We start from the raw sequence: 18,570 nt of genomic DNA on the forward strand, positions 1-18,570 counted from the left end.
TAGGAAAGGGGCCCTGCGGGGCCCCCTTGGTCATCTGGATCAAGCGTTTCATGTTAACGCTGTGTAAACAAGGGGTAGTGGGCCACGAAATCCCCAAGAAACGTGAGCGATGCATCACATCGGCGGGCTACCCAGCCGTGTGTCGACTATGTCGGGTAGTGTGCCAGTGTGTCAAGACCCCCAAAAGACCCGTCCGGACCGCTCTCTGACGCCGGAGCCAGTGGATTGCCGGAGGACCGGGGCTCAGCCGGAACAAGGCCTTCGAGCCCCGTCCGTCCCCGTGCCGTCGCCGTGATCTCCGGGATTGTGGCCTCCGAGGCCACGGCTCTGCTGGCTGCGGCAGCCTGGTACGGATTCCAGCTGGCCAGCGGGGCGCCTGTGATGTCCTTTTGGGGTGCCGTTTTCACGCTTGGCCTCCTGCTGGCCTTTGCATCGTGGCTGTTTGCCGTTGCCGTGTTCCTGTTCCGGGGCTTCCGCTGGCCGCGGGCAGGTGCACTGGTGGCTCAGCTGTTCGTGCTGACCATTGGCTTCCCCACACTCACTGGCGGACTCCCGGTGGCCGGCGCCGCGATGCTGATCCCGGCGGCCACCGCCATCGTCCTGCTGTTCGACAAACGCGTCATTCACTTTGCCTCCCGCGCGGCTTCCGATCCGCCGGCACTCTAGAGCCTCCTGACATCTTCGGCCACCGCCAGCTGAACAGCCATTGCGGTGCCGTCCGCCACGAGCAGGGCTCGTCCCGGCGGGGGATGGGAATCCAGCTCAATCCGCAGTCCAAAGATGTCGCCGTCAAGGGGACTGCGGGGCGCAATGAGGATGCCCCTGCCGCCACTGCGGGCTGCCAGCGCCAGCGGGACACGCTGCATCAGTGACTGGCTGAACGCGGCTGAAAAAATTACCGCCCAGCCGCGGGTGTTTAGCTCCACCAGGTGCTGGTGGGAGGTGGCAGGCAGCATGTCGGCATCGTCGACAAGGAGTACGGCGTCCCTCGGCAGGCGTCCCTCCACCGCATCGCGGTGCGCATCTGACCAAAAGTCGGCCGGACTGGGCTCCCGGCCGGGGTGCAACCACCCGGACACCAGCGGGTTGAGCGCTGGCAGGGATGCCAGGAACGATGACTTGCCCGAACCGGCGCTGCCCAGCACTGCAAGGACAGCCCCTCTTGGCAGGCGCACGCCGGCAGGGGCGGGTTCGTCCCCGCCCATGCCGACGACCAGGCGCCGGGCGGCTGCACGCACCGACATAGCTGCTTCGGAATCTGATCCGTGCACAGGTGCGTGTGCAGCGCGGGCGTCTGACGCCCGGATGGCTGGTTCTGGTTCGGTTCCGGGCATGCGGGACAGTACGTCTGCAGCAGAGAGCTGCGCCGGAAGGGGATCCACGCGGAAGGGCTTGAACCGCACCGGCCCCTGCATGGCTGCACCGGGAGCCATGACCCTTCCGCGGCCGGCACGTCCAGTTCGCGGGGCGTAGAGCTGACAGACCGCCTGGCGCCCGGCCGAGAAGGCGCCGGATGCGACGGCGCGGCCCGGAACCGGAGGAAGGTGGGGCATCTTGGGCCAGGCCAGCCTGCTCTCGGCGCTGGCTCCCCGCGGGCAATAGACGCGGTTAGGAATGGCTGGGAAGAAGCGCGACGTCACGAGTTCACGGTCGCCGGAGATCACGACAGTGATGCCGGCCGGGCGGCCGTCCCGGACGATGTCCTGGACATGGTCTTCGGCGCGGGTCAGCGGGCCGGAGCGCAGGGCCGACAGCCAGGAGCCCCAGCCTGAAATGACCAGCACCAGCGGCGGACCGGAGGCTGCCGGGAGCCGGCTGAGCCGCTGGGACATTTCAGCCGCCAGACGCTCCAGGACGCGCACACCGCGGCGGAGGTCGTGGAGGTTGACAAAAGATCCGGTGCGGTGCGCGCCTGCCAGGCCTGGCATTGTCCCGTCCGCATCGAGGACATAGAGGTGGCATTCCGTGGGATGGGACAGGAGCTGCTGCATTGCTGTTGACATGGCGTGGGCGGCATCACCGCATCCCGCACCGATCAGGGCCAGATGCCCATCGGCTCCCGGCCGCCAGGTGAGCGCGGCAAGCCGCTGCTCCTCGGGCAGGTCCAGCAGGCCCAGCCAGACAGCCCAGTCGCCGGCCGTTCCCGGGACTGTGCCATCTGCGGTGAGTGCGGCCACGTCAGCGGGACTGGCCAGCACGTCCGGCAACGGCGGAGCCACCGGACGGCGGACCGCGGCACCGTCCATCGCGGCCCACAGGGAGGCAGCCAGCTCCACCACCGGCCTGGCACCGTCCGACGGGGATTCCGGCGGAGGGATGATGCCCTTGACGGAAGGCGGCATTGCGAGCGCCACGGTGGTCTCCAGCACCCTGACCCGGCAGGAGGCGGAGTCGTCATCGGTGGCGGCAACTGACGCCGACTGGAACTCCTCGGCAGCCTCGGCGCCCCTGGCCAGGTAGGCGCGGCCCGGCCGGTTGACGGGTATTGCCGAGGCCGCCTTGGTGCCGATCACATCGGCTGATTCGTTCGCGGACTGCACACGCAGGGCAATGCTCGTTGTGACGTTCGCCCGGATGTCCGCCGTGAGAGCTCCCTGCGGGCGCTGCGTCGCCATGATCAGGTGGATGCCCAGCGACCGGCCAATGGCCGCAACCCTCATCAGCTCGGTCAGGGTCTCAGGAGCGTCCTCGACGAGCATTCGGAACTCATCAATGATGATGATCAGCTGCGGGAGCGGCGGCCCGCCGGCCGGGGACAGGCGATAGGCGGCCAGATCCGGGGCATTGGCGGCGGCCAGCAGCTGCTCACGCCTGCGGACTTCTGCCCGCAGCGACACAATCGTGCGCTCCAGCTGGCTGCCGGCAAGGTCCGTCAGCATGCCGACGCAGTGCGGGATGTCAGTCAGCGGACTGAGTCCCGACCCGCCCTTGAAGTCAAAGAAGAGGACATTGACGCGGTCCGGTGGATAGCACAGAGCGAGCCCTGCGGTAATGGTGCGAAGCAACTCCGATTTCCCGGAACCTGTGGTGCCCGCAACAAGGACGTGCGGGCCATCTGCCTCAAGATCGAGGACGCGTACGCCCCGGGCTGCGCGGCCAAGGGGGATGGCGAGTCCTGGCGTCAGCCTGCCTGCCGCCCAGCGCCTAGCCGTAGCGGCGGCTGACTGGTCAAGGAGATCGCCAAGCCCGCAGCGTGCAGGCACGGATTGGCCGCCGGCCGACACGTCAGGGAGGGACTGCCGGTACGCCCTGCAGTAGCGCTCGAAAACGCCGGGCGGCACGAGGTCTGCAACGAAGCGGTGACATGAATCGCCCACCCGAAGCATTGCCCCGCGCTCGCCGAGCTCGATATCGGCTTCCGCTGGCTGGTGTCCCCGGCCCGGGAAATGGACCACCCGCCAGCCCAGCCCCCGGGCGGTTGCGATGAGGCCGTCTTCGGGGATGCCGTCTGCTGAGCCGCCGAACAGCAGCAGGATACGGGACACGCCCTTCCCGCCGGACGTGTCCGTCAGGGCCGCCGTGGCGTCAGGGACGCTTGAGTGGAGTGAGACGCCTGGCAGGAATCGCGCTGCGAGCGGCAGGACGGAAACCGGTCCGTGAATCGCGATCCGGGTACCCCTGGCCAACGGGTACGCGGTGAGCTGCATGAGGAACGAGTGGGCCAGCCCGTGAACCTCTGATTCCGGCCCCCGGACCGAAACGACCGCGAGGCCCGGATCAAGGAGCAGCGGCACCGCCCCGAGCCGAGGGGGTTTGAAGCCCGGCTGGTCCGGCTCCAGGCGTATGTTGGCCAGCTGATCAGCCAGGCCGAGTCTGAGCCAGACGCCGGGCACAGGCATCGGCACCGGATCTTCCGCGTACTCCGACGGATCCCGTTCGCTCTTCCCTCCGGTGTCGGCAGGGCCCGCTCCGCCAACCTCAACGCCCAGGGCAAGGTCAGCAGCGGACGGTGCGGACCGGCGTCGTCGATCCAGATCCTGCGCAGCCGCAGCCGCGACTGCCGATCTGAGTTCACGCCGCTGCCGGGCACCCGAGAACACGGGCACCAGGAGAGTCACTGCCGATACCGCCGTGAAGGCCAGAAACACCCACGACCCCGTCACCAGCGCCAGTCCCACACCCATGATCACAGGGAGAACGGCCCCGAGAACCAGCACGGACCGGCCCGCCAGCGCGGCCGGGCGTGCCACGGTCAGCGGCTCCGCCACGGGGCTGCCGGCAGACCTTAGGTCAGCGTCCCGTGCGTCCGACGGCGCAGCCAGCACAACTGACATGAGGGAATTGCCGCAGCGGATGCGGGAACCGATCGCGACGGACGTTTTTGACACCCGTTTGCCGTCGACCTCGGTTCCGTTGATGCTGCCAAGATCCACAAGGGTCAGGGCTGTATCCGAAACCTCAATTCTGGCGTGCTCGCGGGAAAGATCGGCATCCGGAACGGTCAGCTCGGCGTTGGTCCGCCCGATCCGGTAGCTTCCCCGGCGCAGCGGAAGGACAGAACCTGCGGCGGGGCCGCTGTCCACCGCCAGGAGCACGGCGGCGGGAAGTCCGCCGGCAGGTCCCGGCCCCGAACCAGGGCCTTCGGAGTGGCCGTCCACCAGGACGGCCCCGTTGACCAGGGGCGCCCTGCCGAGGGTCAGCCCTCGGAGCGGCAGGCCGGCTACAGTCAGCCAGCGGGTCTGGAAACGGCGCGAAAGCTCTGCCTCCAGGTCTGTGCCCGGGCAGCCGTCCGGGGCCGCCACCGTCAGCTCGATCGGCCCGGCCGGGGAACCGGACCCGGCGGAAACGGCGCCGGGGGCACGGACCAGAGTGCATTGCAGCTGCACCGGCGACCTCCGTTCTTCGGGAAAAGCTGGGCACCACGCTAGTGTCGGCGCGGCCGGAATGGCTGCGGTGAATTTGTCCATGTGGAAAACCCCGCACGCTTCTTCGGGCTGCAGAGTCCGGCTACGCCGACGAGGTCGCGGAATCGGCGTAAGGTCCGGTCAGCGGATAGTGTTAAGCAAAACCGGGTGTGGCAGCGTGGCTGCCGCCTGCCAGTCCTGAGAGAAAAGGCTTCTGACTCGTGAAGATTGCTGTAATTGCGTTGGGAAAAATCGGGCTGCCGCTGGCTGTCCAGTTTGCTTCCAAGGGCCATGACGTCGTCGGCGTCGACGTCAACCAGCAGGTCGTGGAGCTTATCAACGCGGGGACCGAGCCGTTTCCGGGCGAGGCCCACCTGCAGGAAAAGCTTTCCGAACTGGTGCCGGCGGGCAAGCTGCGCGCCACCACGGACTATGCCGAGGCTGTTCCCGGCGCCGACGCCGTCGTGCTGGTTGTCCCGCTGTTCGTGGACGCCGACGCCAAGCCTGATTTCGGCTGGATGGACGGCGCAACCGCCGAGCTGGCAAAGCACCTGACCCCGGGCACCCTGGTGTCCTATGAGACAACCCTGCCTGTGGGAACCACGCGTACGCGCTGGAAGCCCGCGCTGGAGGCAGGCTCCGGGCTGGTTGAAGGCCAGGACTTCCACCTCGTCTTCTCCCCGGAACGCGTGCTGACCGGACGGGTGTTCGAGGATCTGCGCAAGTACCCCAAGCTGGTGGGCGGCCTGTCCGAGGCGGGCGCAGCCAAGGCCGTTGAGTTCTACGAAGCCGTGCTGGACTTCGACGAGCGTGCTGACCTTCGCCGGCCGAACGGTGTGTGGGACCTGGGATCCGCGGAAGCGTCCGAGCTGGCCAAGCTGGCCGAGACCACGTACCGCGACGTGAATATCGGGCTGGCCAACCAGTTCGCCCGGTTCGCCGGAACCGCGGGCATTGACATCTACCAGGTCATCGAGGCCTCCAACTCGCAGCCGTACAGCCACATCCACCAGCCGGGCATCGCCGTCGGCGGCCACTGCATCCCGGTCTATCCGCGGCTGTACCTCTGGAACGACCCCGAAGCGACGGTGGTCCGGGCTGCCCGTGCCGCCAACGCGGACATGCCGGACTACACGGTGGGCCTCCTTGAAGGCGCATACGGCGACCTCACCGATGCCCGCGTGGTGGTGCTGGGCGCCGCCTACCGCGGCGGTGTGAAGGAGACCGCCTTCTCCGGTGTCTTCGACGCCGTTTCCAGCCTCGAGAAGCGCGGCGCTGTGGTGACGGTCCACGATCCGCTCTACACGGACGCCGAACTTGAGAAGCTCGGCTTCACCGCGTACCACGTTGGCGAACCGGTTGACGCGGCCGTTGTCCAGGCCGACCACGCCGAATACCGCACGCTGTCCCCGGCCGACCTGCCCGGCATCAGGGCCTTCATTGACGGCCGCCGGGTGAGCTCCGCGGACCAGTGGGACGGCGTCGTTTACCGCGTTATCGGCAAGGCATAAGAGCGCTTCGCGGCAGCCTTTGCCGCTGCGGCCCGGCCGCAACGGCACTTCTGAGAGGAACCAAAGTATGACGACGACCATTGCTCCGAGCGCCGACGTTTCGGACCAGGCGATCCTCGGCGACGGAACGAAGATCTGGCACCTGGCCCAGGTGCGCGAACAGGCGAACCTCGGCGCGAACTGCATCGTCGGACGCGGCGCCTACGTCGGCACCGGCGTGCAGATCGGCGAGAACACCAAGATCCAGAATTATGCCCTGGTGTACGAGCCGGCCAAGCTCGGCAAGGGTGTCTTCATCGGTCCGGCCGTGGTGCTGACCAACGACACCTACCCGCGGTCGGTCAGCCCCGACGGCTCCCTCAAGAGCGCCCACGACTGGACGCCGGTGGGCGTGACCATCGAGGACGGCGCCTCCATCGGAGCCCGCGCCGTGTGCGTTGCCCCGCTGACGGTCGGGCGGTGGGCAACGGTTGCCGCCGGCGCCGTCGTCACCAAGGATGTGCCGGCTTTTGCCCTGATGGCCGGTGTCCCTGCCCGCCGCCTTGGCTGGGTGGGCAAGGCCGGCGAGCCGCTGCGCCAGGAGGGCGGCTTCTGGGTCTGCCCCGCCACCGGCGCCAAATACATTGAAGACGGAAATTCCCTGAAAGAGTCTGAGGAGAACGCATGAGCTACGACTTTATCCCCGCGGCGAAGCCGATCATCGGCGACGACGAGCGGGCCGCCGTCGACGCCGTTCTGGCCACCGGAATGCTGGCCCAGGGCCAGCAGGTCGCCGAATTCGAGAAGGAATTCTCCGAGGTGCTCCTCGACGGCCGCTCCTCCGTGGCCGTGAACTCGGGCACCTCGGGACTGCACCTCGGGCTCCTGGCCGCCGGCGTCGGAGCGGGCGATGAAGTCATCGTTCCCTCGTTCACCTTCGCCGCCACCGGCAACTCCGTGGCGCTGACCGGGGCCACCCCCGTGTTTGCCGACATCGAACTGGACCACTACACCCTGGATGTGGACCACGTCGCCTCGCTGATCACGGACAAGACCAAGGGCATCATGCCCGTGCACCTGTACGGCCACCCGTTCAACGTCGAGGGTCTCGGGAAGCTCGCCGCAGAGCGCGGGATCGACCTGTACGAGGACGCCGCCCAGGCCCACGGTGCCAGCTTCAACGGCCAGAAGGTCGGAACGTTCGGCAAATTCGCCATGTTCAGCCTGTACCCCACGAAGAACATGACCTCCGGCGAAGGCGGCATGGTCTCCACCCCCGACGCCGGTGTGGAGCGGAACCTGCGCCTGCTGCGGAACCAGGGCATGGAAAAGCAGTACGAAAACGAGCTCGTGGGCTTCAACGCCCGGATGACCGACCTGCACGCCTCCATCGGCCGGGTCCAGCTCAAGAAGGTCCTCGGCTGGACCGAACAGCGCCAGCAGAACGCGGCCTTCCTGACCGCCAACCTCCAGGGCGTCGGCACACCCAACGTCGCCGCGGGCGCCTCGCACGTCTACCACCAGTACACGATCCGTGTGCCGGAGGACCGCGACGGACTGGCCAAGGCGCTCCGCGAGGAATACAACATCGGCACCGGCGTGTACTACCCGGTTCCGAACCACCGGCTGCCCTCGTTCAACCGCACCGAGGACCTGCCGAACACGGAAACCGCTGCCAAGGAAGTCCTCTCCCTGCCGGTGCACCCGTCCCTGAGCCAGAACGACCTGGACCGCATCGTCACCGCGGTCAACAAGCTCGTCCAGGCAGGTGCCTGATGGCTAACCTGCGCGTCGGCCTTATTGGCCTGGGCATGATGGGCCGCCACCACGCGCGCGTGGTGCGGGAGCTCGACGGCGTCGACCTGGTGGCCGTCGCGGACTCCTTCGGCGACCCGCACGGCGTTGCCGGCCAGCTGGATGTCCTGTCGTCCGTGGAAGAGCTCATCGCCGCCGGCATCGACATGGCAGTGGTGGCCGTCCCCACCGGCCTGCACGAAGAAGTCGGACTCGCACTGGCCGAGGCCGGCGTCCACACCCTCGTGGAGAAGCCGATCGCCTCCAGCGCGGAGGCCGGACAGCGCCTCGTGGACGCCTTCGAAGCCAAGGGGCTGGTCGGCGCCGTGGGCCACATCGAACGGTTCAACCCGGCACTGCAGTCGCTGCGCAAGCGGATCGAAGCCGGCGAGCTGGGCGAGGTCTACCAGATCGCCACCCGGCGCCAGGGCCCCTTCCCGGCCCGGATCGCCGACGTCGGCGTGGTCAAGGACCTCGGCACGCACGACATCGACCTGACCGCATGGCTGGCGCAGAGCCGCTTTGAGTCGATCTTCGCCCGCACCACCACCCGCAGCGGCCGCCCGCACGAGGACATGGTCGCCGCGACAGGACAGCTGGGCAACGGCGTCATCACCAACCACCTGGTCAACTGGCTCTCCCCCATGAAGGAACGCCTCACGATCGTCACCGGTGAAAAGGGCGCCTTCGTGGCTGACACCATCACGGCAGACCTGACGTTCTTCGAGAACGGCACTGTCGCCACCGAATGGGAGTCCATGGCCGCGTTCCGTGGCGTTTCCGAAGGAAACGTCACCCGGCTCGCCATCGCCAAGCCGGAACCGCTGCGGACCGAACACGAAGCATTCCGCGATGCCGTCCTCGGGCTGCGCAGCGACGTCGTCACCATGCGCGAAGGCCTGGACACGCTCCGCGTGGCCGAAGCCGTGCTGGAGTCCGCCATTAACCGGCAGATCGTGAAGATTGCTGCTTCGTGAGTGAAAACCGCCCTGTCAGGGTCACCGTGGCAACACGGCTCTTCACCCCGGAAGTGGGAGCGGCCTCGTTCAGGCTCAAAGCCCTCGTGGACGGTCTGGCGGCCAGCGGCGCCGACGTTAGCGTCGTCACCACCAGGCCGCCCAAGGGATCGCCGGCGTTCAAGCCGCGGTACAAGGTCTCCCGGTGGCCCGTGCTCCGGGACGCCGGGGGCAATGTACGCGGCTATGTGCAGTACATGAGCTTTGACGTGCCCGCCTTTTTCCGGCTCCTGTTTTCGCGGGCCGACGTGGTCGTGTCGGAGCCGCCGCCCACCACCGGGGTCGTCGTGGCGCTGACATCGGCCCTGCGGCGCAGGCCTTTTGTGTACTACGCGGCCGACATCTGGACTGAGGCTTTGTCCGCCACGGATGTGCCCGGCGTCGTCATCCGCGTGATGCGGGCCGCCGAAGGGTTTGCGCTGCGCAGGGCAGCCAGGGTCATCGCCATCTCGGATGCCGTGGGCCGCAAAGTCGAGCAGTTCGGCGTCCCACAAAACCGCGTCACCGTCGTCGGCAACGGTATCGATACCTCGGTGTTCGGACCCGAGGGCGAGACCGCCGGGTCCGACGGACCGTACTTCGTGTACACCGGAACCATGTCCGAGTGGCAGGGTGCCGACATCTTCATCCGTGCGCTGCCTGCCGTGCTCGCCCAGCACCCCGGCGCCAGCATCCGTTTCTTCGGCCAGGGTGCCGACGAGCCCCACCTCAGGGAGCTTGCGGAGAAAACAGCGCCTGGCCGTGTGACGTTCGGCGGAGTCATTCCCCCCGCCGATGCGGCCCGCTGGATCCGGGGGGCATCGGCAGCCCTGGTCAGCATCAAACCGGGCCAGGGCTACGACTTTGCCAAGCCCACCAAGATCTATGCCGCCGCCGGCTGCGGGACGCCCGTGGTCTTCGCCGGAACGGGGGAGGGTGCGGCGCTCGTCTCCGGCAACGGGCTCGGGGAAGCGGCCAGCTACGACGTGGACAGCGTCGCCGGCGCCATGTGCCGTATGGCGGCCGCTGAAAAGTCCGGCGGCAACGCGGAGGGCCGGGATGCCAGGGCCGGCTGGGTGCTGCAGAATGCCTCGCTGGCAACGTCAGGACAGCATGCCGCTGCTGAAGTGCTGGCCACCGTTCCGTCGAGGGCACAGTTTGCGGCGTCAGACCAGAGCCAGTAAGGCCTCCTTCGCCGCCGGTGAAACCGCATTCGGCATCGTTGGGCCGGCATACGGCGGCCGCCCCGGAATGCGGGACGCTTTTTAACTTCGGGTAGTCTAGACCCGGCAGATAGGGCTGCTGAACCCTGCCACCAAAACACACAGGAGAGTTGTGAACGCTGATCTCGTCGTAGTCGGTTCGGGTTTTTTTGGCCTGACCATCGCGGAACGCGCCGCCACGGAGCTGGGGCTGAAGGTTGCCGTCCTGGACCGCCGCCACCACATCGGCGGCAACGCGTACAGCGAAAATGAGGCCAAGACCGGCATCGAGGTCCACCGGTATGGCGCCCACCTCTTCCACACCTCCAACGAGCGCGTCTGGGAGTACGTGAACCGCTTCACCGCGTTCACCAGCTACCAGCACAAGGTCTACACCAGCCACAAGGGCGAGGTGTACTCCATGCCCATCAACCTGGGCACCATCAACCAGTTTTTCCGGTCCTCCATGGGACCCGGCGAGGCACGTGCCCTCATCCAGGAGCAGGCCGGCGAACTCGCAGGCACCGATCCGCAGAATCTGAACGACAAAGGTATCCAGCTGATCGGCCGGCCCCTCTACGAGGCGTTCATCAAGTACTACACGGGCAAGCAGTGGCAGACCGACCCCAAGGACCTGCCTGCGGAAATCATTTCCCGGCTTCCGGTCCGCTACAACTACGACAACCGGTACTTCAACGACACGTATGAGGGTCTGCCGGTTGACGGCTACACGGCGTGGATCGAGCGGATGGCCGACCATCCGAACATTGAGGTCCACCTCAACACCGATTTCTTCGACGGCGGCGAATTCGGCCGGGACGCTGTACGCGGCCAGGTGCCGGTCATCTACACCGGCCCCGTGGACCGTTACTTCGACTACGCCGAAGGCGACCTGTCCTGGCGCACCATCGATCTTGAGGAAGAAGTGCTCCCGATCGAGGACTTCCAGGGCTGCTCGGTGATGAACTACCCGGACGAGGACGTCCCGTTCACCCGGATCCACGAGTTCCGCCATTTCCACCCCGAGCGGGATTACACAAAGGACGCCACGGTCATCATGCGGGAGTTCTCCCGCTTTGCCGAGAAGGGCGACGAGCCCTACTACCCGGTTAACACCGCGGTGGACCGCGAGAAGCTCCTGGCCTACCGAGACCTGGCCCGCGGCGAGGAATCCGTGCTATTCGGCGGCCGGCTGGGAACCTACAAGTACCTCGACATGCACATGGCCATCGGATCGGCACTGAGCATGTTCGACAACAAGATCAAGCCGCACTTCAGCGGCGGTGCGAAGCTGGAAAGCGGAGGAGTAGACGCATGAGCGTAGCGACGGAGTTCCGGCAGGGAACCGAACCGGGCACTGACGGGACCGTGTGGAAGACAGTCCACCGCGTTGTTTTCCCGGTCGACGGCGATACCGACACCCTCCCGCTGTACGTCGACTTCGACGCCGCCCGCCGCGTGGTGGAATCGCAGGAGTCCGGCAGCAAACGCGGCGCAGCCTCGCCGGTGGTATCCCAGCGCAGTGAGATGCGTTCGGACTTTATCCTTGGCCGCCGCGAGCTGGCGCTCCCCGCACACCGCCGCGTTTCCTTCGGAACGTACTTCAACGCCTTCCCCGCCAGCTACTGGCGCGCCCACACCGACGTCCAGCAGGTAAGGCTGAGCATCGAGGTGGATGCCGAGGCGACGGTCATCGTCTACAAGTCCAGTCCCCGCGGCAGCTCCAACCGCGTCCAGAGCCTGCACGTCACGGGCGGCACCACGGCCACCTGCGACCTGACGCTAACCACGTTCGCCGACGGCGGCTGGTATTGGTTCGACCTCGTCGCCCACGGCAAGGACGTGACGCTCAAGCAGGCCGACTGGTCCGTTCCGCAGCCCGAGGGATTCACCCCCGGATCACTGTCCATTGCCGTGACCACGTTCAACCGGCCGGACTACTGCGTCAAGCACCTGCGCACGTTTGCCGAGTCCGAGGACCTGCTCGCGGTCATGGACCGACTCATCGTGACCGACCAGGGCAACCAGAAGGTCCGGGACGAGCCCGGCTTCGAGGAAGCCGCCGCCGTTCTCGGCGACAAGTTCAAGCTCATCGAGCAAGGAAACCTCGGTGGTTCCGGCGGCTTCGCCCGTGGCATGCACGAGGCCGTCGAAGGCGGCGAAAGCAAATACGTCATGCTCCTGGACGATGACGTCGTCGTGGAGACCGAGGGTGTCCTCCGGGCCGTCAACTTCGCCGACTTCACCCGTAGCGCCACAATTGTGGGCGGCCACATGTTCAACCTGTTTGAACGGTCGGTGATCCACAACTTCGGCGAGGGCATCAATGAGTACCGTTTCCAGTACCAGCCGATCGGCGAGGGGCAGATTGCCCATGACTTTGCCGCGAGCAACCTGCGCACCACCCCCTGGATGCACCGCCGGATCGACGTCGACTACAACGGCTGGTGGATGTGCCTGATCCCGACGTCGATCATCAAGGAAATCGGTCTCGCGCTGCCAGTCTTCATCAAGTGGGACGACGTCGAATACGGCATCCGCGCCAAGGCCAACGGGTACACCACCGTGAGCCTGCCCGGTGCAGCGGTGTGGCACATGCCCTGGACCGAGAAAGACGACACCATCGACTGGCAGGCCTACTTCCACCAGCGGAACCGCTGGGTGGCGGCGCTGCTGTACTCGCAGTACGAAAAGGGCGGCCGGCTTCCCATCGAGAGCTTCCTGCAGGACGTCAGGCACCTGCTTTCACTCCAGTACTCGGCAGTAGAGCTGAGGAACCGTGCGCTCAAGGACCTGCTCGACGGGCCGTCGCACCTGCACCAGACCATCGGCGGCAAGCTCCCCGAGATCCGCAAGGTCCGCTCGGAATTCCCGGACGCCCAGGTCAGCAAGGACATCACTGAGTTCCCCGCCGTCAAGCGGCTGCACCTGCCCAAGTTCGGCATGGTTCCGACCCGGCCCAAGAACTTTGCGCAGACCGTCTCCGGCGCACTGTCCGGAGCGATCCGCCAGCTCCGCCCCGTGGACCCGGCCTCAGCACAGCACCCCGAGGCAGTTGTGCCGGCCGCGGATGCGCGCTGGTGGCGTCTTTCGCACCTGGATTCAGCATTGGTGTCGGCGTCCGACGGTACAGGCGCCTCCTGGTACCGCCGGGACAACGTCCGCTTCCGCAAGGAGTTGCTGCGCAGCCTTGCCCTGCACACACGCGTGCTGGCCCGTTGGGACGAGCTCTCCGCGTCCTACAAGAAGGAACTGCCCAACTTCACATCCCCGGAAGCCTGGCGCAAGACCTTCGCGGCCAACTCCGGCTCCGACGCTGAACAGCAGAAGCCCGGTCAGTGACAAACGGACGCACCTCGCCGACGCAGCAGGACTCCGGCCGGGCGCTGGTGGCGCCGGGAACCGGGAACGGGCTCGTTGACGTGTTCCGTTCCCGGTTCCTGCTGAAGCTGCTTGTCCGCAAGGAGCTCAGAATCAGGTACCGGGGCTCGGTCCTGGGACTGCTGTGGACCTACGTCAAGCCCGGGGTCCAGTTCGTCGCCTTCTACATTGCCCTCGGCGTATTCCTGGGACTGGAGCAGAGCCCGACCAACAGGGGAGGACTGCCCAACTACGCGGTCTACCTGTTTTCCGGGATCATCCTGGTGAACTTCTTCACGGAGTCGCTGAGCACGGCGACGCGGTCGATCGTCAACAACAGCGGGCTGATCAACAAGATCTACCTGCCGAGGGAATTGTTTCCGGTTTCTTCGGTGTGGGTCTCGGCGGTCCATTTCTTTCCGCAGCTGTTTGTCCTTGTGGTGGCCTGCCTGTTCAGCGGCTGGCGCCCCGGCCCGCTGGAGGCGGTCACCGCCGTCGCCGGTTTCGTCATGATTGCGCTGCTGGCCACCGGTCTTGGCCTCTTTTTTGGGTCCGTCAACGTGTACTTCCGTGATTCGGAGAACCTGGTTGACCTGATCCTGCTGATCGCCACCTGGGTTGCTCCGGTGCTGTACTCCTGGCGGATGGTGCTGGACAAGGCAGGTGAAGCCTGGTTCGCGGTTTATCAGCTTAACCCGATCACGATCGCGGTGGAGTGTTTCCACCATGCCTTCTGGCTGCCCACCACGGCAGGGGCAGAGGGAACCCCGCCCAACCTGGTCACGGTATGGGTTCCCGTGGGGCTGCTCGTCTCGCTGGCCATCCTTTTCCTCGGCCAGTGGACTTTCCGCCGGCTCGAGGGCCGCTTCGCACAGGAGCTGTGAGTCTTGACCACCGCAATTGAAATCCGCAACATCAACAAGCAGTTCGTCCTGCGGCACACCCGGTCACTCAAGGAAGCCCTCGTCTGGCTCCTGCGCGGCCGCAAAGGCGATCTGTCGAAGAAGTTCCATGCCCTCCGGGACCTGTCCATCGATGTCGAACATGGCGAGACGGTGGCACTCCTGGGACTGAACGGCTCCGGGAAGTCAACGCTGCTCAAGCACATCTCCGGCGTCATGCTTCCCGATTCCGGCACTGTCCGCACCGGCGGACGCGTCGCCGGCCTGATCGAAGTCGGCGCCGGGTTCCACCCTGACCTTTCGGGGCGTGACAACGTCTTCCTTAATGGCGCGATCCTCGGGATGACCGAGGCCCAGATCAAGGACAAGTTCGACTCCATCGTCGAATTTGCCGAGATCGGCGAGTTCATCGACACCGAGGTCAAGTTCTATTCGTCGGGAATGTACCTCCGGCTGGCGTTCTCGGTGGCAGTCCACACGGACCCCGACGTCTTCCTCGTCGATGAAATCCTGGCCGTGGGTGACGAGCCCTTCCAGAAGAAATGCCTTGCCAAGATCCAGGAACTCGCGGCGGCAGGCAAGACCCTGGTGGTGGTGAGCCATGACCTCGACCTGGTGGCCAGAGTCTGCGAACGCGGGGTGCTTCTGGAACACGGGCGGGTCATCATGGACGGCCCGGTTGCCGACGTGATCAGCCGGCTCCGCGGCAACTAGCGGGCCCGACCGGAAAGCTTTCCCCGTACTGCCGTAGGCTTCAACTGCTGCCGTAACCTTTACCGCTGCAACGGTCCTGTCGAACGCGGCCCGACCCATATTCACTCTTGGAGGAAATTTGTCCTGGCTGACTTCGCTGCCGGCCCTGCTAGCGGCTGTGGCCGTGGTGCTCCTTCCCGGTGCTGCGCTTGCCTGGTCTCTCGGGTTCCGGCGCACCAGCCTGTTGGGCCTCGCGCCCGTGCTGTCCCTGTCCGTCGCGGGCGTTGGCGCCGTGCTGGCACCGTTCGTCCATGTGGAGTGGGGAATCGGCGTCGTGCTCGTGACGGCCGCCTTGGCGTCCGCGGCAGCGTGGGCTGTGACGCGGCGGCCGTGGCAGCGACAGGAGGCCACGGCAGTGCGGCAGGCGGTTCAGCAGGGCGACGGCTGGCCGACCCTTGCCGCCGGTGCCATCGGCGTTGCCGTCGGTGCGCTGCTGATCGCCCGACGGGTCATCCAGCTCATCGGTGAACCGGACAACATCTCCCAGCGCTATGACAACGTCTTTCACCTGAACGCCGTCCGCTTCATTCTGGACACAGGCAACGCCTCCACCCTGAACCTCGGCAGCATGGCCGGCGGTACCGGAGGCCTGTCCTCCGTGTACCCTGCCGTGTGGCACTCACTGGCCGCCCTCGTCTCCCAGCTGACCGGCGCTTCCGTTCCTGTGTCAGTGAACGTCATCAATCTCGTTGCCTCGGCGGTCATCTGGCCGATTTCCGTGGTGTTCCTGACCCGCGTTGTCATAGGCCCGCGTCCGGTCGGCCTTATGGCAGCAGGGGTCATGTCGGCCGGCTTCCTTGCCTTCCCCTACCTGCTGCTGGTGTGGGGTCCGCTGTTCCCCAACCTGCTCTCCGTCAGCGCATTGCCCGCCGGCGTCGCCGCGGTAATTTTCGTCTGCCGGCTGTCCCCGACGCTGCGTGAACCTCCGCTGCGGGCGTGGCTTGTCCTGCTGGTGGCAGTTCCCGGACTGGCCTTGTCCCACATGAGCGCTGTCAACGCGCTTCTCGCCTTCAGCATTCCGGTGGTCCTGGCCCGGCTCTTCCTCTACGTCAGGGAGATGATCCGTACCAAGGCGTCAGCACGGAAATTTGCCCTGGTGGCCCTGGCCTCGGTGGCGGGTGCGGTTGCCGTTGTGGTTGCGTGGCAGAAGCTTCGTCCGGCGCCGTACAACGGCTGGACCCCGCACCAGACCGTGGCCGGCGCTATCGGCGAAGTGATTGCGAACGGCCCCATGAAAACGGACGCCACACTCCTCATCTCGGTGCTGGCCCTGATTGGCGTGGCCCGGATTATCCGCCGGCGCACACAGCTCTGGTTGCTGGGTTGCTACCTGGTCGCAGGGTTCCTTTACGTTGTCGACGCCGGATTTGCGGCCGGCTGGGCCCGTGCGTTCTTCACGGGCACCTGGTACCAGGACACGTACCGGCTTGCGGCTTACCTTCCGATCTTCGCCGTGGTGCTGGCAGCACTGGGCGTTCTGGCCTTGGCGGACACCGCCAAGGCAGCCGCCGGAGTCCTGGCGCTCAAGGTGCCGCGGGCCGGGATGCGGCTGAGCGGCGTTGCCGGCTTCGCCGGAATCCTCGCGGCCTGCCTCGCCCTTGGCTGGGCCACCCAGACAGGTCCGGTCCGCGGATACGTTGCGTCCAGCCAGTACTTCTTCGAACGGGACACAAAGGACTCGATTGTCTCCTCCGACGAGTACGCCCTGTTGGCCCGCCTCGGTTCGGAAGTTCCGGAGGACGCGGTCATCGCGGTGAACCCGTGGAACGGCGGGGCGCTTGCCTATGCTTTCGCGGACCGTAAAGTACTGGAATTCCACATGGGCCAGCGGGAGAGCAAGAGCATGCGGGTCGTGGCGGAATCGCTCGCCAAGGCAGACACCTCACCCGCAGTGTGTGACGCCGTCCGGGAAACCAAAGTGTCCTATGCGCTCGACTTCGGCACTCAGTATCTCCTGAACCACCCGGAGAGCAGGACGTATCCGGGCCTGCAGAATCTCGCGTCCTCGGGAGCAGTGCAGCTCGTGGACCAGCAAGGCAACGCCAAGCTGTTCAAAGTGGTGGCCTGCGGCTAGCGGCAACGCCACAAGCAAAAGACCTCCGGAAGGGGCGTCCTGTGGACGCCTGTTCCGGAGGTCTCTGCTGTTAAGCGATTTGTGTCAGCTTCCGAAGGCCTGAATCAGCGCTGTCACGGTACGTTCCGCGGCGTGGCCGTCGCCATAGGGAGTGGCATCCGTTGCCGCCGGTGCCGGCCGCTGTACCGTGTCGGCCAGGATGCTCAGGTCCTTGCTCACCAGCACGTTCCAGCCGAGTTCCACGGTCTCCACCCATTCGGTTTCGGGGCGGATCGTCGTGCAGGGGGTCCGGAGCAGGAAAGCTTCCTTCTGCAGTCCGCCGGAGTCGGTGATGACGCCAGCGCTGTTCCGGACGGCGTGGACCAGCTGCGGGTAGGCGAGGGGCGACGCAACGCGCACAGCACCCTGCTCCAGCTCAATGCCGTGCTTGGCGGCAAGGTTGACGAGCCGGGGATGGGCCAGCAGGAAAACCGGCTTCTCGAGGCTGGCCAGGGAACCGACGATGGCGGCCAGGCGCTCCGGGGAGTCGGTGTTGTCCGGACGGTGGATGGTGCAGACGTAATATTCGCCCGGAGCCGCGTCGACCGGCAGTGGCTGGTCGCCGCCGTCGAGCATGTCGCGGACCTTGAAAAGGACGTCCGTCATGACGTCGCCCACCAGGACGGTCCTCTCGGCGAGGCCCTCGGTGGCGAGGTGCTTGACGGCAACCTCAGTGGGGGCAAGCAGGAGGTCGGCGCTGTGGTCGGTCAGGACACGGTTGTGCTCTTCGGGCATCCGGCGGTTGAAGGACCGCAGTCCGGCCTCGAGGTGCGCAACGGGGATGTGCATCTTGATGGCGGCGATGGCCGCGGCGAGGGTGGAGTTGGTGTCACCGTAAACGAGGACGCAATCAGGGGCAGACTGTTCCAGGATTTCTTCCAGACCGTGCAGCATGGCACCGGTCTGGGCTCCGTGCTTGCCTGAACCCACGCCAAGGTTGAAGTCGGGGGCGGGGATACCGAGGTCGCGGAAGAACACATCGCTCATGAGCTCGTCATAGTGCTGGCCCGTGTGGGCGATCAGGTGTTCTGCCTGGCCCTCCATGGCCGCCGCAATCGGCGCAAGTTTCACAAACTGGGGACGTGCGCCAACGACGCTGAGAATTCGCATGGGTTCC

Annotated in this window: 13 protein-coding genes; 11 read left to right on the plus strand and 2 right to left on the minus strand. The window is 66.2% G+C overall.

What is annotated here, in order from left to right; all coding sequences use genetic code 11:
* Window positions 1–168 precede the first annotated feature (168 nt).
* Window positions 169–666, plus strand: coding sequence for a hypothetical protein (locus tag AC57BR_RS23115; protein WP_496364820.1), 498 nt, complete (start codon window positions 169–171; stop codon window positions 664–666).
* Here AC57BR_RS23115 and AC57BR_RS23120 read toward each other — a convergent pair.
* On the minus strand, window positions 663–4,826 hold the full coding sequence (locus AC57BR_RS23120) for an FtsK/SpoIIIE domain-containing protein (RefSeq protein WP_496364822.1): 4,164 nt from the start codon (window positions 4,824–4,826) through the stop codon (window positions 663–665). The two genes, AC57BR_RS23115 and AC57BR_RS23120, sit on opposite strands and share 4 nt — an antisense overlap.
* 239 nt (window positions 4,827–5,065) lie before the next feature.
* Here AC57BR_RS23120 and AC57BR_RS23125 point away from each other — a divergent pair, with 239 nt between their 5' ends.
* From AC57BR_RS23125 to AC57BR_RS23170, 10 genes are all read left to right on the plus strand, one after another.
* Window positions 5,066–6,355, plus strand: coding sequence for a nucleotide sugar dehydrogenase (locus AC57BR_RS23125; protein WP_496364824.1), 1,290 nt, complete (start codon window positions 5,066–5,068; stop codon window positions 6,353–6,355).
* Between the two features lie 67 nt (window positions 6,356–6,422).
* The gene (locus tag AC57BR_RS23130) at window positions 6,423–7,022 is read left to right on the plus strand and encodes an acyltransferase (protein WP_354258398.1); all 600 of its coding nucleotides are present in this window, start codon (window positions 6,423–6,425) and stop codon (window positions 7,020–7,022) included.
* Window positions 7,019–8,110: a DegT/DnrJ/EryC1/StrS family aminotransferase gene (locus AC57BR_RS23135; RefSeq protein WP_496364827.1), complete on the plus strand. Its 1,092-nt coding sequence runs from the start codon at window positions 7,019–7,021 to the stop codon at window positions 8,108–8,110. The genes AC57BR_RS23130 and AC57BR_RS23135 overlap by 4 nt, the downstream gene beginning before the upstream one ends.
* Window positions 8,110–9,105: a Gfo/Idh/MocA family oxidoreductase gene (locus AC57BR_RS23140; RefSeq protein ID WP_496364829.1), complete on the plus strand. Its 996-nt coding sequence runs from the start codon at window positions 8,110–8,112 to the stop codon at window positions 9,103–9,105. Before AC57BR_RS23135 ends, AC57BR_RS23140 begins: the two co-directional genes overlap by 1 nt.
* On the plus strand, window positions 9,102–10,307 hold the full coding sequence (locus tag AC57BR_RS23145) for a glycosyltransferase family 4 protein (protein ID WP_496364831.1): 1,206 nt from the start codon (window positions 9,102–9,104) through the stop codon (window positions 10,305–10,307). The genes AC57BR_RS23140 and AC57BR_RS23145 overlap by 4 nt, the downstream gene beginning before the upstream one ends.
* Window positions 10,308–10,458: 151 nt before the next feature.
* Window positions 10,459–11,643, plus strand: a complete 1,185-nt coding sequence (gene glf, locus AC57BR_RS23150; RefSeq protein ID WP_496364833.1) for a UDP-galactopyranose mutase — start codon at window positions 10,459–10,461, stop codon at window positions 11,641–11,643.
* Entirely contained in the window at window positions 11,640–13,667 is a 2,028-nt protein-coding gene (locus AC57BR_RS23155; RefSeq protein ID WP_496364835.1) for a glycosyltransferase, read from the plus strand. The genes glf and AC57BR_RS23155 overlap by 4 nt, the downstream gene beginning before the upstream one ends.
* Window positions 13,664–14,569, plus strand: coding sequence for an ABC transporter permease (locus AC57BR_RS23160; RefSeq protein ID WP_496364837.1), 906 nt, complete (start codon window positions 13,664–13,666; stop codon window positions 14,567–14,569). The genes AC57BR_RS23155 and AC57BR_RS23160 overlap by 4 nt, the downstream gene beginning before the upstream one ends.
* A gap of 3 nt (window positions 14,570–14,572) precedes the next feature.
* Window positions 14,573–15,301, plus strand: a complete 729-nt coding sequence (locus tag AC57BR_RS23165) for an ABC transporter ATP-binding protein (RefSeq protein ID WP_496364839.1) — start codon at window positions 14,573–14,575, stop codon at window positions 15,299–15,301.
* 118 nt (window positions 15,302–15,419) lie between these two features.
* A complete protein-coding gene (locus AC57BR_RS23170; protein WP_496364841.1) occupies window positions 15,420–17,414 on the plus strand; it encodes a DUF6541 family protein in 1,995 nt (664 codons plus the stop codon).
* A gap of 84 nt (window positions 17,415–17,498) precedes the next feature.
* Here AC57BR_RS23170 and wecB read toward each other — a convergent pair whose 3' ends face one another.
* The gene (gene wecB / locus AC57BR_RS23175) at window positions 17,499–18,563 is read right to left on the minus strand and encodes a non-hydrolyzing UDP-N-acetylglucosamine 2-epimerase (RefSeq protein ID WP_496364843.1); all 1,065 of its coding nucleotides are present in this window, start codon (window positions 18,561–18,563) and stop codon (window positions 17,499–17,501) included.
* Between the last annotated feature and the right edge of the window lie 7 nt (window positions 18,564–18,570).

Source organism: Arthrobacter sp. BGA-UO-ETr-C19, assembly GCF_059568005.1.

Coding starts and splice junctions, on each gene's coding strand:
- AC57BR_RS23135 (WP_496364827.1), top strand. CDS start 7,019: ATGAGCTACGACTTTATCCCCGCGGCGAAGCCGATCATCGGCGACGAC.
- AC57BR_RS23155 (WP_496364835.1), top strand. CDS start 11,640: ATGAGCGTAGCGACGGAGTTCCGGCAGGGAACCGAACCGGGCACTGAC.
- AC57BR_RS23140 (WP_496364829.1), top strand. CDS start 8,110: ATGGCTAACCTGCGCGTCGGCCTTATTGGCCTGGGCATGATGGGCCGC.
- AC57BR_RS23130 (WP_354258398.1), top strand. CDS start 6,423: ATGACGACGACCATTGCTCCGAGCGCCGACGTTTCGGACCAGGCGATC.
- wecB (WP_496364843.1), bottom strand. CDS start 18,563: ATGCGAATTCTCAGCGTCGTTGGCGCACGTCCCCAGTTTGTGAAACTT.